The organism is Streptomyces rubiginosohelvolus, assembly GCF_014649875.1.
Lineage (GTDB): Bacteria > Actinomycetota > Actinomycetes > Streptomycetales > Streptomycetaceae > Streptomyces > Streptomyces rubiginosohelvolus.
The window spans coordinates 254,798-268,800 of sequence record NZ_BMTW01000009.1 but is presented as its reverse complement, the minus strand read 5'-3'; the positions used below and the strand labels follow the sequence as shown (position 1 = coordinate 268,800).

The 14,003-nt window shown below is 70.6% G+C and carries 10 protein-coding genes; 9 read left to right on the top strand and 1 reads right to left on the bottom strand.

The window, feature by feature from the left end:
* Window positions 1–104: 104 nt before the first annotated feature.
* Entirely contained in the window at window positions 105–320 is a 216-nt protein-coding gene (locus IE134_RS21575) for a helix-hairpin-helix domain-containing protein (protein ID WP_030711979.1), read from the top strand.
* Between the two features lie 42 nt (window positions 321–362).
* Here the strand turns inward: IE134_RS21575 and fdhD are convergent, their stop codons facing one another.
* Window positions 363–1,211, bottom strand: a complete 849-nt coding sequence (gene fdhD / locus IE134_RS21570) for a formate dehydrogenase accessory sulfurtransferase FdhD (protein ID WP_030711976.1) — start codon at window positions 1,209–1,211, stop codon at window positions 363–365.
* Between the two features lie 223 nt (window positions 1,212–1,434).
* Between fdhD and IE134_RS21565 the strand changes: the two genes are divergently transcribed.
* From IE134_RS21565 to IE134_RS21530, 8 genes are all read left to right on the top strand, one after another.
* Window positions 1,435–2,394, top strand: a complete 960-nt coding sequence (locus IE134_RS21565; RefSeq protein ID WP_030711973.1) for a beta-ketoacyl-ACP synthase III — start codon at window positions 1,435–1,437, stop codon at window positions 2,392–2,394.
* Between the two features lie 215 nt (window positions 2,395–2,609).
* Window positions 2,610–3,791, top strand: a complete 1,182-nt coding sequence (locus IE134_RS21560) for an ROK family transcriptional regulator (protein WP_030711970.1) — start codon at window positions 2,610–2,612, stop codon at window positions 3,789–3,791.
* A gap of 177 nt (window positions 3,792–3,968) precedes the next feature.
* Window positions 3,969–5,492 (top strand): sugar ABC transporter ATP-binding protein, encoded by a 1,524-nt coding sequence (locus IE134_RS21555; RefSeq protein WP_030711967.1) that lies wholly within the window; start codon window positions 3,969–3,971, stop codon window positions 5,490–5,492.
* Window positions 5,489–6,541 (top strand): ABC transporter permease, encoded by a 1,053-nt coding sequence (locus tag IE134_RS21550; protein ID WP_030711961.1) that lies wholly within the window; start codon window positions 5,489–5,491, stop codon window positions 6,539–6,541. The genes IE134_RS21555 and IE134_RS21550 overlap by 4 nt, the downstream gene beginning before the upstream one ends.
* Window positions 6,542–6,632: 91 nt before the next feature.
* The gene (locus IE134_RS21545) at window positions 6,633–7,667 is read left to right on the top strand and encodes a substrate-binding domain-containing protein (RefSeq protein ID WP_189431406.1); all 1,035 of its coding nucleotides are present in this window, start codon (window positions 6,633–6,635) and stop codon (window positions 7,665–7,667) included.
* Window positions 7,668–7,738: 71 nt separating this feature from the next.
* Complete coding sequence (locus IE134_RS21540) at window positions 7,739–8,974, top strand: Gfo/Idh/MocA family protein (RefSeq protein ID WP_030711957.1); 1,236 nt, start codon at window positions 7,739–7,741, stop codon at window positions 8,972–8,974.
* Between the two features lie 13 nt (window positions 8,975–8,987).
* Window positions 8,988–9,992, top strand: coding sequence for a sugar phosphate isomerase/epimerase family protein (locus IE134_RS21535; RefSeq protein ID WP_189431404.1), 1,005 nt, complete (start codon window positions 8,988–8,990; stop codon window positions 9,990–9,992).
* Window positions 9,993–10,280: 288 nt separating this feature from the next.
* On the top strand, window positions 10,281–14,000 hold the full coding sequence (locus IE134_RS21530) for a ThuA domain-containing protein (RefSeq protein WP_189431402.1): 3,720 nt from the start codon (window positions 10,281–10,283) through the stop codon (window positions 13,998–14,000).
* Window positions 14,001–14,003: the final 3 nt, after the last annotated feature.

Sequence of the window (14,003 nt, the reverse complement as noted above, 5' to 3'; positions counted from 1 at the left end):
GGTAGCCGGTAGCCGGTAGCCGGTAGCCGGTAGCCGGTAGCCGGTAGCCGGTAGCCGGTAGCCGGTAGCCGGTAGCCCAGGTGGACCCACAGCGAGGACGTGCCATGAGCGACAAGGGCGGGACACCTCCCGACGACTTTCCGCACGGGGCGGGCAACCCGGCCCGTGGCGCTCTGCGCGCGGCGGGCTACACCCGCCTCGCCCAGCTCACCACCGTGACCGCCGCCGAGGTGCTCGCCCTCCACGGGGTCGGCCCGAAGGCGATCCGGGTGCTCCGTGAGGCGCTGGCCGCCGAGGGCCTGGCCTTCGCGGGGGAGTGAGCGAGGGCCCCGTACGACGCCCCGCGTGCGAGCGGTCCGGGCTCAGCCCTGCGGGGCCGCCGCCTCCAGCGCGATCCGGTGCTCACCGGCGTACACGTTCATCGACGGTCCGCGCAGGAAGCCCACCAGCGTCAGTCCGCTCTCCGCCGCCAGGTCCACGGCCAGCGACGACGGTGCCGAGACCGCCGCGAGCACCGGGATCCCGGCCATCACGGCCTTCTGCGCCAGCTCGAACGAGGCCCGCCCCGACACCAGCAGCACCGCCCGCGACAGGGGCAGCCGTCCGTCCGTCAGCGCCCGGCCCACCAGCTTGTCGACCGCGTTGTGCCGGCCGACGTCCTCCCGTACGTCCAGCAGCTCGCCCTCCTCGGAGAACAGGGCTGCGGCATGCAGGCCGCCCGTCCGGTCGAAGACCCGCTGCGAGGCCCGCAACCGGTCCGGGAGGGCGGACAGCAGCTCGGGCGTGATCCGCACCGGGGGAGCGTCGGCCACCGGGTGCCGGGTCGTGGTACGCACCGCGTCCAGGCTGGCCTTGCCGCACAGGCCGCACGAGGAGGTCGTGTAGACGTTGCGCTCCAGCGTGATGTCGGGGACCTCGACCCCGGGCGCGAGCTTCACGTCCACCACGTTGTAGGTGTTCACGCCGTCCGCCGTCGCCCCGGCGCAGTAGACGATCGACTGGACCTCGTCCCCCTCGGCGATCACCCCCTCGCTGACCAGGAAGCCCGCGGCCAGCGCGAAGTCGTCGCCCGGCGTCCGCATGGTGATGGCCAGCGGCTTGCCGTTCAGCCGGATCTCCAAGGGCTCCTCCGCCACCAGGGTGTCCGGCCGGGAGGAGACGGCACCGTCCCGGATGCGGAGGGTGCGGCGGCGTTCGGTGACCCGTCCCATAGAACTGAACCCGATTCTGTCCGTGTGCGGCTGTTCGTTTCCCCGGGTCATTGTCCGGCACGCGCACCGGCGTGTCGCAGCGAGCTGTTCAGCACGCTGACCAGGCTGTTGTCAATGCTCCAACGTGTGGGCCCGATTCCTGTGGGATCACGTGCCCCCGTACTCGGCGGTAGCGACCAAGACTGTGTTTGATCCCTGCCCCCACCCGACGATGGGAACCCGTATGACCGGCTCACGTGTCGTGGCGCTCGGCCACTACCAGCCCGCCAAGGTGCTCACGAACGACGATCTCGCCGCGATGGTCGACACCAGCGACGAGTGGATCACCAGCCGGGTCGGCATCAAGACCCGCCACGTGGGTGGACCCGACGAGCCGGTGGACGAGATGGCCGCGCACGCGGCAGCCAAGGCGCTGGCCACGGCCGGTCTCGGGCCCTCGGACATCGATCTGGTCCTCGTGGCCACCTCCACCGCGATCGACCGGTCCCCGAGCATGGCGGCCCGGGTCGCGGCCCGGCTCGGCATGGGCTCGCCCGCCGTCATGGACATCAACGTCGTGTGCTCCGGCTTCACGCATGCGCTGGCCACCGCCGACCACGCGATCCGGGCCGGTGCGGCGACCCGGGCGCTGGTCATCGGCGCCGACAAGATGGCCGACATCGCGGACTGGACCGACCGCTCCACCTGCGTCCTGCTCGGCGACGGCGCGGGCGCCGCGGTCGTCACCGCCGACCCGGCCGCCGACGACGCCCCGGGCGGGCCCGGCATCGGACCGGTGCTGTGGGGTTCCGTACCGGAGATGGGCAACGCCGTCCGGATCGAGGGGACGCCGCCGCGCTTCGCGCAGGAGGGGCAGTCCGTCTACCGCTGGGCCACCACCCAGCTCCCCCCGATCGCCCGCCGGGTCTGCGAGAAGGCGGGCATCGCCCCGGAGGACCTGGGCGCGGTCGTCCTGCACCAGGCCAACCTGCGGATCATCGAGCCGGTCGCCCGCAAGATCGGCGCGGTCAACGCCGTCATCGCCCGGGACGTCGTCGACTCCGGCAACACCTCCGCCGCCTCCATCCCGATGGCCCTGTCCAAGCTGGTCGAGCGCGGCGAGGTCGCCTCCGGCGCGCCCGTCCTGCTCTTCGGATTCGGCGGAAACCTCTCCTACGCGGGCCAGGTCATCCGCTGCCCCTGACCGCCCTCCGCGGATCTCCGTGACCCATTCCCGTCGGCCCCATGACCCCTCCCCACCGGTCCCCGTGACCCCTCCCCGCCGACCTTTGTCCTGAGTGTGGAAAAAGTTGGGGCGGATTCCTGCGCAACTTCTTCCCACTCCGGGAAAGCGCTGCTACGTTCCCCTCGAAAGCCCGACGGACTGGCCGATGTGGCGGGGAGGGACGCGTGAGACGCATGACGGCACGACCCGCGAACGCGCATCAGGCGCGGCTGCTCCGGCTGTTGCGCGACGGGGGTCCCAACTCCCGTGCGCAGCTGGGCGATCAGGTCGATCTGTCGCGCTCGAAACTCGCCGTCGAGGTGGACCGGCTCCTGGAGACCGGTCTGGTGGTGGCCGACGGACTCGCCGCATCGCGCGGCGGGCGCCGCTCGCACAACATCCGGCTCGCCCCCGAACTGCGCTTCCTCGGCGTCGACATCGGCGCCACCTCGGTCGATGTGGCCGTCACCAACGCGGAGCTGGAGGTACTGGGACACCTCAACCACCCGATGGACGTGCGTGAAGGGCCCGTCGCCGTCTTCGAGCAGGTCCTGTCACTCGCAGCCAAACTGCGGGCCTCCGGGCTCGCCGAAGGCTTCGACGGCGCGGGCATCGGGGTCCCCGGCCCCGTCCGCTTCCCCGAGGGCGTGCCGGTCGCGCCGCCGATCATGCCCGGCTGGGACGGGTTCCCGGTCCGCGAGGCGCTCAGCCAGGAGCTGGGCTGCCCCGTCATGGTCGACAACGACGTGAACCTCATGGCGATGGGGGAGCAGCACGCGGGCGTGGCCCGCTCCGTGGGCGACTTCCTCTGCGTCAAGATCGGTACGGGTATCGGCTGCGGCATCGTCGTCGGCGGCGAGGTCTACCGCGGTACGACCGGCAGCGCCGGGGACATCGGGCACATCCAGGTCGACGCCGACGGCCGGCCCTGCGCCTGCGGCAACAAGGGCTGCCTGGAAGCCCACTTCAGCGGCGCGGCGCTCGCCCGCGACGCGGAGGACGCCGCCCGGGAGGGCCGCTCACCCGAACTCGCCGTCCGGCTGGAGGCGGCGGGCCGCCTCACCGCGGCCGACGTGGCGGCGGCCGCCGCTGCCGGGGACGCCGCCGCGCTCGATCTCATCCGCGAAGGCGGCAACCGGCTCGGCCAGGTGATCGCGAGCCTGGTCAGCTTCTTCAATCCCGGTCTGGTGGTGATCGGCGGCGGGGTCACCGGCCTCGGTCACAACCTCCTCGCCAGTGTCCGCACGCAGGTCTACAAGCAGTCCCTGCCCCTGGCCACCGGCAATCTCCCCATCGTCCTGGGCGAGTTGGGGCCCACCGCCGGAGTCATCGGCGCGGCCCGGCTCATCAGCGACCACCTCTTCTCCCCGGCCTGACCCCAGGCCGAACGCACCCCGCTCCACGCTCCACGGAACCACCCCCTGTCAGCAGCCGTTCGCGGTGCCGCCGGCTCCACGGCACCTCCAGCTCTGCGCCCTGTCCGCTCACCGGCCCTCCCCGGCCCTCGGCACCCGCCCGAGCAGGGGAGACCCCATTCGCCGAGGGGATTCGTCATGGCACCAGAACCACCCCTGCTCACCATGTCCGGCATCACCAAGCTCTTCCCGGGCGTCCGCGCCCTGGACGGCGTCGACCTGGAGGTCCAGGCCGGCGAGGTCCACTGCCTCCTCGGCCAGAACGGTGCGGGCAAGTCCACCCTCATCAAGGTGCTCGCCGGAGCCCACCAGCCCAACGACGGCGAGATCACCTGGCGCGGCGAGAAGGTCCAGCTCAAGTCGCCGATCGCCGCCATGCGCCTGGGCATCGCCACCATCTACCAGGAACTCGACCTGGTCGAGGGCCTCTCGGTCGCCGAGAACGTCTTCCTGGGCCACGAGCCGACCAGCGCCGGATTCATCGTCCGTACGGGCGAGGGGCGCGCCGCCGCCAAGGCACTGCTGGCCCGCCTCGGGCATCCGGAGATCGACCCGGCCCGGCACGTCGGCGACCTCTCCGCCGCCCAGCAGCAGATCGTCTCCATGGCGCGGGCGCTCTCCCACGAGGTCCGGCTCATCGTGATGGACGAGCCCTCCGCCGCCCTCGACCCCGACGAGGTCGACAACCTCTTCCGCATCGTCGAGGGACTCACCGCCGACGGGGTGGCCGTCGTCTACATCTCGCACCGTCTCGAGGAGATCCGCCGCATCGGCGACCGGGTCACCGTCATCAAGGACGGCCGGACCGTGGCCGTCGGGCTGCCCGCGGCGGACACGCCCACCCGCGACATCGTTGCCATGATGACCGGCCGTGACGTCGCCTATGTCTTCCCGCCCCGCCCCGACGAGCCTGCCGCCATCACCGGCGAACCGGTGCTCCGGGTCCAAGGCCTGTCCCGCAAGGGCGAGTTCGCCCCTGTCGACCTCGAACTGCGGCCCGGCGAGATCGTCGGCCTGGCCGGACTCGTCGGCTCGGGCCGCTCGGAGATCCTGGAGACGATCTACGGGGCCCGCAAGGCGAGCACCGGAACCGTCACCGTCGCGGGCAAGCAGCTCCGCCCCGGCAGCGTCCGCGCCGCCGTCGCCGCCGGGATCGGCCTCGCCCCCGAGGAACGCAAGGCGCAGGCCCTGCTGATGACCGAGTCGGTCACCCGTAACGTCTCCGTCTCCTCCCTCTCCCGCTTCGCCCGGATCGGCTGGATCGACCGGGGCGGGGAGCGGAAGGCCGCGCGGAGCGCCACCCGCGAACTGCAGATGCGGCCCGACAACCCGGACGCCGCCGTCCGCACCCTCTCCGGCGGCAACCAGCAGAAAGCCGTCCTCGCCCGCTGGCTGCTGCGCGGCTGCCGGGTCCTGCTGCTGGACGAACCCACCCGTGGCGTCGACGTCGGCGCCCGCGCCGAGCTCTACGCCGTGATCCGCCGGCTGGCCGACGAAGGCCTCGCCGTCCTGCTCGTCTCCAGCGAAGTGCCCGAAGTCCTGGGCCTCGCCGACCGGGTGCTGGTCCTCCGCGAGGGCGAAGTGGTCCACACGGCCCCCGCCCAGGAGCTCGACGAGCACCGCGTACTCGACCTCGTGATGGAAGGGAGCCCGACGCCATGACACAGCCCGCCCCGTCGGCGCAGCACAACGGGCCGGACAAGGGGGCCGTCGCGGCCCCCTCCGACACGCCGCCCTCGAAGTCGGGCGGGGGCATGCCGGCCCTCGGTCTGCGGCTCGACGTCCGGATCCTGTCCCTGCTCGGCGTCCTCGCCGCGCTGGTCCTGGTCGGCGGCATCACCGAACCGGACGCCTTCCTGGACACCGGGAACCTCCAGCTGATCCTGACCCAGGCGTCCGTCATCGGCGTCGTCACCGTCGGCATGACCTTCGTCATCATCAGCGGCGGCATCGACCTCTCCGTCGGCGCGATGGTCGCCCTCGCCTCGGTGTGGGCGACGACCCTGGCCACCCAGGAGTACGGCTTCGCGGGCATCGCGTTCACCGCGGTGATCGTCGGCCTCGCCGCGGGACTCGTGAACGGCGTCCTCATCGCGTACGGGAACATGGTCCCGTTCATCGCGACGCTGGCCATGCTCGCCTCGGCCCGCGGACTCGCCCTCCAGATCACCGACGGCAAGACCCAGATCGTCACCGTCGACTCGGTCCTCGACCTCGGTCTGCCGGACTCCTACATCCTCGGGATCCCGCCGCTGGTCATCATGTTCGCGGTGGTCGTCATCGTCGGCTGGCTGATCCTCAACCGGACCACCTTCGGCCGCCGCACGGTCGCCGTCGGCGGCAACGCGGAGGCCGCCCGGCTCGCCGGGATCGACGTCCGCCGCCAGCGCCTGTACCTCTACCTGCTGTCCGGGCTCTGCTGCGGCATCGCCGCCTTCATGCTGATCGTGCTGGCCGGATCCGGTCAGAACACCAACGGCAACCTGTACGAACTCGACGCCATCGCCGCCGCGATCATCGGCGGGACCCTGCTCAGCGGCGGCCGGGGCACCATCGTCGGCTCCGTCCTCGGCGTCCTGATCTTCACCACGATCACCAACATCTTCGCGCTCAACAACCTCCAGAGCGACGTCCAGCAGATCGCCAAGGGCGCCATCATCGTCGCCGCCGTCCTCGTCCAGAGCCGCACCATGCGCGGCCGGGAGACCTGAGCGGCCCCGACCGACCGGACACCCCGGCACCGAAACGAACCCCCCGCACCCGCACCTCGTACGCACCCACCGGATGAAGGGTCAGACCGTCATGCCAGAAACCAGCCGCAGAGGGCTGCTGTTCGGAACCGCCGCCGTCACCGCGGGCGCGCTCCTCACCGCCTGTACCAGCAACGAGCCGAAGAAGACCGAGTCCGCGGCCAACAGCGCCCCGGCCGACGACAAGCCCGGCAAGGCCGTCACCATCGGCTTCGCCGGACCGCAGGCCGACCACGGCTGGCTCAACGCGATCAACGTGAACGCCAAGTCCCGGGCGGAGACGTACTCCGACGTCACCCTGGAGATCACCGAGGGCTCCAACGACACCGCCGCCCAGATCGGCCAGGTCAAGACCCTCATCAACAAGAAGGTCGACGTCCTCGTCATCCTCCCCGCCGACGGCAAGGCGCTCACCCAGGTCGGCCTGGAGGCGATGAAGGCGGGCATCCCCGTCGTCAACCTGGACCGCATCTTCGCCTCTCCGCAGGCGTACCGCTGCTGGGTCGGCGGCGACAACTACGGCATGGGCCTCAACGCCGGGCACTACATCGGCGAACAGCTCAAGGACAAGCCGAACGCCAAGGTCGTCGAGCTCGCCGGGATCGACAACCTGGAGCTGACCAAGCAGCGCAGCCAGGGCTTCGCCGACGCCCTCAAGAACTACTCCAACATCAAGCTGGTGGCCCGCCAGGCGGCCGACTTCACCGTCGAGTCCGGCCAAGCCAAGATGGCCCAACTCCTCCAGGCGCAGAAGCAGTTCGACGCCCTGTGGAACCACGACGACGACCAGGGCGTCGGGGCGCTCCGCGCCATCGAGCAGGCGGGCCGCGACGAGTTCATCATGGTCGGCGGCGCCGGCGCCAAGTCCGCGATGGACGCCATCAAGGCCGACAACTCGGTCATCAAGGCGACCGTCCTCTACCCGCCGACGATGGCCGCGTCCGCCATCGACCTGGCCCGGGCGCTCGGCCAGTCCAAGGGCATCAGCGGGCTCTCCGAGATGGAGATCCCGACCTCCCTGACCCTGTACTCCGCGGTCGTGACCAAGGACAACATCGACCAGTACCTGCCGACGGGCTTCAACTGACCGGGACTCCGGGGGAGGCGGAGAGCGCGTCCCCCGGCCCGTTACCGCACACCGATGAGGAGGAAGTCCGCATGGCCCGTAGTCAAGAGACGGAAACGCAAGCCCCAGCACCGCCGCCCCGGCAGACGCCGGGAACGCTCGGGGTCGGCATGGTCGGATACGCGTTCATGGGCGCCGCCCACTCCCAGGGGTGGCGCACCGCAGGACACGTCTTCGACCTGCCGCTGCGGCCCGCTCTCGCCGCGATCTGCGGACGCGACCGTGCGGCGGTCGACGCCGCCGCCGCCCGGCACGGCTGGGCGGCGGCGGAGACCGACTGGCGGGCCATGATCGCCCGGGACGACGTCCAGCTGATCGACATCTGCACCCCCGGCGACAGCCACGCGGAGATCGCCATCGCCGCCCTGGAAGCGGGCAAGCACGTCCTGTGCGAGAAGCCGCTCGCCAACAACGTCGCCGAGGCCGAGGCCATGGTCCGCGCCGCCGAAGCGGCCGCCGCCCGCGGCCAGGTGGCGATGGTGGGCTTCAACTACCGCAAGGTGCCCGCGATCTCCTACGCCCGTCAGCTCATCGCCGAGGGCCGGCTCGGACCCCTGCGCCATGTGCGGGCCACCTACCTCCAGGACTGGCTGGTCGACCCGGCCTCCCCGCTCACCTGGCGGCTCAAGCGCGAGCACGCCGGCTCCGGCGCGCTCGGCGACCTCGGGGCGCACATCGTCGACCTCGCCCAGTACCTCGCGGGCGAGCTGCTCACCGGAGTCTCCGCCGTCAGTGAGACCTTCGTACGCGAGAGGCCCCTGCTCGCCGGGGCGTCGGCCGGGCTCTCCGGCAGCGCCGACACGGTGGAGCGGGGCGAGGTCACCGTCGACGACGCGGCGATCTTCACCGGCCGCCTCGCCTCCGGCGCTCTCGCCTCCTTCGAGGCGACCCGGATGGCCGCCGGGCGCAAGAACGCCCTGCGCCTGGAGATCAACGGGGAGCTGGGCTCGCTCGCCTTCGACCTGGAGCGGCTGAACGAGCTGTCCTTCCACGACCACACCGAGCCCGCCGCCACCGCGGGCTTCCGCCGCATCCTCGTCACCGAACCCGAGCACCCCTACCTGGAGGCCTGGTGGCCGCCGGGCCACGGCCTCGGCTACGAGCACACCTTCGTCCACCAGGCCCGCGACGTGGTCCGCACGATCGCCGAAGGGGCCCCGCCCGTCCCGTCGTTCGCGGACGGCCTCCAGGTGCAGCGGGTGCTCGCCGCCGTCGAGGAGAGCGCCGCCAAGAACTCCGTCCACACCCCGGTCCCGTCCTCGTCCTAGGAGGCTGCCGCCCATGCCCCGCCCCTTCACCCTCTTCACCGGCCAGTGGGCCGACCTCCCGCTGGAGGAGGTCTGCAAGCACGCCCGGGACTTCGGCTACGACGGGCTCGAACTCGCCTGCTGGGGAGACCACTTCGAGGTCGACAAGGCGCTGGCCGACCCCGGCTACCTGGACACCCGGCACCAACTGCTCGACAAGTACGGGCTGAAGTGCTTCGCGATCTCCAACCACCTCGTCGGGCAGGCCGTCTGCGACAACCCGATCGACGAACGCCACCAGGGCATCCTGCCCGCCCGCATCTGGGGCGACGGGGAGCCAGAAGGCGTACGGCAGCGGGCCGCCGCCGAGATCGCCGACACCGCGCGGGCCGCCGCCGCCTTCGGCGTGGACACGCTCATCGGGTTCACCGGCTCCTCGATCTGGCACCTCGTCGCGATGTTCCCGCCCGTCCCGCCGCACATGATCGAACGCGGCTACGAGGACTTCGCCGAGCGCTGGAACCCGATCCTGGACGTCTTCGACGCCGAGGGGGTGCGCTTCGCCCACGAGGTGCACCCGAGCGAGATCGCGTACGACTACTGGACCACCAAGCGCGCGCTCGAAGCGGTGGACCACCGGCCCGCGTTCGGGCTGAACTTCGACCCGAGCCACTTCGTCTGGCAGGACCTCGACCCGGTCGGCTTCCTCTACGACTTCCGGGACCGGATCTACCACGTGGACTGCAAGGAGGCCCGCAAGCGGCTCGACGGCCGCAACGGCCGCCTCGGCTCGCATCTGCCGTGGGGTGACCCCCGGCGCGGCTGGGACTTCGTCTCCGCCGGCCACGGCGACGTCCCCTGGGAGGACGTCTTCCGGATGCTCCGGTCCATCGGCTACGAAGGACCGGTCTCGGTCGAGTGGGAGGACGCCGGGATGGACCGGCTGACCGGCGCTCCGGAAGCGCTTGCCAGCCTCAAGCGGTTCGACTTCGACCCGCCGTCGGCCTCCTTCGACGCGGCCTTCGGCGGCGGCGAGTAGGGCGGACGGCCAAGCCCCGGGGGCATGGTGCACGGCATCACTCCCGCCCCCGGGGCTGCCTCGCCCTGCCCGGAAATCTCTTTGTCCTGCCGGAAGCAGAAGTTCGACTTACCTGTTGCACAAGGGCTTTCCGTCGAGGACGAACAGGTCTACCGTCCACCACGTGTACACGACATGACTCGCGTCACCGGGGTCGCTCCCGTCTCCGGTGACACACGCGCGGCAGTCCCCGCGCGGCACGGCACGGCTACACCCGCCCGTACAACCGGCACTCTCCGGAGGACCTACGTGCACAGAACCAGAAAGCGGCTCCTGGCCCGGACCCGCGTCCGTAAAACCCTCGCGCTGTTCACCGGCGGCCTGCTCGCCGCCGCCACCCTGACCCTCGGCTCCGCCCCCGGCGCCACCGCCCACCCGGGCCACCCCGGGCACGAGGAGCCCGTGGCGGAGGACTTCCAGCAAGTCACCCTCGCCAAGGGCGCCGAGGAGACCGGCGAGCCCATGTCGCTCGCCGTCCTCCCCGACCGCAGCGTGCTGCACACCTCGCGCGGCGGCGAGCTGCGGATCACCGACAGCGCCGGCAACACCAGGATCTCCGGCACCCTCCCCGTGTACACGCACGACGAGGAAGGCCTCCAAGGCGTCGGCGTCGACCCGGACTTCGCCGAGAACCGGGCGATCTACCTCTTCTACGCGCCCCCGATGGACACCCCGGCGGGCGACGCACCCGAGACCGGAACCGCCGCCGACTTCGCGAAGTTCGACGGCGTCAACCGGCTCTCCCGCTTCGTCCTCAACGAGGACGGCACCCTCGACACCGCCAGCGAGAAGAAGGTCCTGGACGTCCCCACCTCGCGCGGCATCTGCTGCCACGTCGGCGGTGACATCGACTTCGACAAGGACGGCAACCTCTACCTCTCGACCGGCGACGACACCAACCCCTTCGCCTCCGACGGGTTCACCCCGATCGACGAACGCCCGGACCGTAACCCGGCGTTCGACGCCCGCCGCACCTCGGGCAACACCAACGACCTGCGCGGCAAGATCCTGCGCATCAAGGTCGCCGACGACGGCTCGTACACCGTCCCCGAGGGCAACCTCTTCGAGCCGGGCACGGACAAGACCCGCCCCGAGATCTACGCGATGGGCTTCCGCAACCCCTTCCGCTTCTCCGTCGACCAGGCCACCGGCACCGTGTACGTCGGTGACTACGGCCCCGACGCGGGCGCTGCCGACCCCAAGCGCGGACCGGCCGGGAAGGTCGAGTTCGCCCGCGTGACGAAGGCCGCCAACTTCGGCTGGCCCTTCTGCGTCGGCGACAACGAGCCGTACATCGAGTACGACTTCGCCACCAAGGCCTCCGGCGCAGCCTTCGACTGCGCCGCCCCTAAGAACGAGTCGCCGCACAACACCGGACTCGTCGACCTGCCGCCGGCCGAGGCCGCGTGGATCCCGTACGACGGCGGCTCCGTGCCCGAGTTCGGCTCCGGCTCCGAGTCCCCGATGGGTGGACCCGTCTACCGCTACGACGCGGACCTCGACTCCCCGGTCAAGTTCCCCGAGGCCTACGACGGCGACTTCTTCGCCGGTGAGTTCGGCCGCCAGTGGATCAAGCGCATCGAGCAGGACGCCGACGGCGGCGTCCAGTCCATCAACGACGTGCCGTGGTCCGGCACCCAGATCATGGACATGGCCTTCGGCCCGGACGGGGCGCTGTACGTCCTCGACTACGGCCTCGCCTGGTTCGGCGGCGACGAGAACTCCGCGCTCTACCGCATCGAGAACGCCACCGGAGGCCGCTCGCCCATCGCCGAGGCCTCGGCGAACAAGACCTCGGGCACCGCGCCGCTGAAGGTGAAGTTCTCCTCGGCGGGGACGGCGGACGGCGACGGCGACCCGCTGACCTACTCCTGGGACTTCGGTGACGGCGGCACCTCCACCGCCGCCAACCCGACGTACACGTACAAGAAGAACGGCACCTACACGGCGACCCTGACCGCCGAGGACCCGACGGGCCGCACCGGCTCCGCCAGCGTCCACGTCACCGTCGGCAACACCGCCCCGACCGTGGAGCTGGTGCTCCCCGAGGACGGGCAGCTCTTCGAGTTCGGCGACTCCGTGCCGTTCAAGGTGAACGTCAGCGACCCGGAGGACGGGACCATCGACTGCGCCAAGGTCGAGGTCAAGTTCACCCTGGGCCACGACAGCCACGGCCACGACATCACCACCGAGCACGGCTGTGAAGGCACCATCAAGACCGCCATGGAAGGCGGCCACGACCCCAACGCCAACATCTACGGCGGCATTTCGGCCTCGTACACCGACAACGGCGTTGGCGGCCAGGCCAAGCTGACGGGCAAGGACGCCTCCCGGCTCCAGCCCAAGCACCGCCAGGCCGAGCACTTCGACGACTCCTCCGGAGTCACCACGCCGAGCAAGTCCAGTGCGCACGGCGGAAAGACCGTCGGCGACATCCACAACGACGACTGGATCTCCTTCAAGACCTACGTCCTCGGCAACACCACCAAGCTCACCGCACGGATCTCCTCGGCCGGCTCCGGCGGCTTCCTCGAAGTCCGCGCGGGATCGCCCACCGGCAAGATCCTTGGATCCGGACCCGTCCCGGTGACCGGCAGCTGGGACACCTTCCAGGACGTCGACATCCCGCTGCGCGGCGCCCCCAAGAAGCAGACCGAACTCTTCCTCGTCTTCAAGGGCGGCGACGGAGCGCTCTACGACGTCGACGACTTCGAACTGTCCAACACCCCGGTCGACAAGACCGCCAAGCGCGTCCTGGTCTTCTCCAAGACCGCCGGCTTCCGCCACGACTCGATCCCCGCGGGCATCGAGGCCCTGAAGGAGATCGGCAAGGACACCAACATCACGGTCGACTCCACCGAGTCCGCCGCCCAGTTCACCACCAGCAACCTGGCCCGCTACGACGCCGTCGCGTTCCTCTCCACCACCGGTGACGTGCTCAACGCCGAACAGCAGAAGGCGTTCGAGAACTACGTGGCCACCGGCGGCGGTTACGTCGGCATCCACGCGGCCGCCGACACCGAGTACGACTGGGAGTTCTACGGCGGCCTCGTCGGCGCCTACTTCGACTCCCACCCGCAGATCCAGCCCGCCACCGTCCGCGTCGAGGACCACGACCACCCCGCCACCGCCCACCTGGACGAGGAGTGGGAGCGCACCGACGAGTGGTACAACTACCGCACCAACCCCCGGGACAAGGCCAAGGTCCTCGCCACGCTCGACGAGACCACCTACACCGGCGGGAACATGAAGGGCGACCACCCGATCTCCTGGTGCCAGACCTACCAGGGCGGCCGCTCCTTCTACACCGGACTCGGCCACACCAAGGAGTCCTACGCCGAACCGGCCTTCCGCAGCCACGTCCTGGGCGGGCTGCGCTACGCCACCGGCCAGGTCAAGGCCGACTGCAAGCCGGACACCGACTACCGGCCGATCTTCAACGGCAAGACGCTGGAGGGGTGGAAGCAGGCGGGCCCGGGGAAGTTCTCCGTCAGTGACGGCGCCCTGCACTCCGAGGGCGGCATGGGTCTCCTCACCTACCAGGCCAAGGAGCTGAAGTCGTACTCGCTGAAGCTCGACTGGAAGATGGCCGGCGACGACAACTCCGGCATCTTCGTGGGCTTCCCGGAGTCCGACGACCCCTGGTCGGCGGTCAACAACGGGTACGAGATCCAGATCGACGCCACCGACGCCGCCGACCGCACCACCGGCGCCGTCTACACCTTCAAGTCCGCCAACATCAAGGCCCGTGACCGCGTCCTGCGGCCGCCGGGACAGTGGAACAGCTACGAGATCAAGGTCCAGGGCGAACGTCTGCAGATCTTCCTCAACGGAGCGAAGATCAACGACTTCACCAACACCGACCCGGCCCGCAGTCTGAAGGACGGCTACATCGGCCTCCAGAACCACGGAGCCGACGACCAGGTGTCCTTCCGCAACATCCAACTGAAGGAGCTGCCCTCGAAGTAGGGC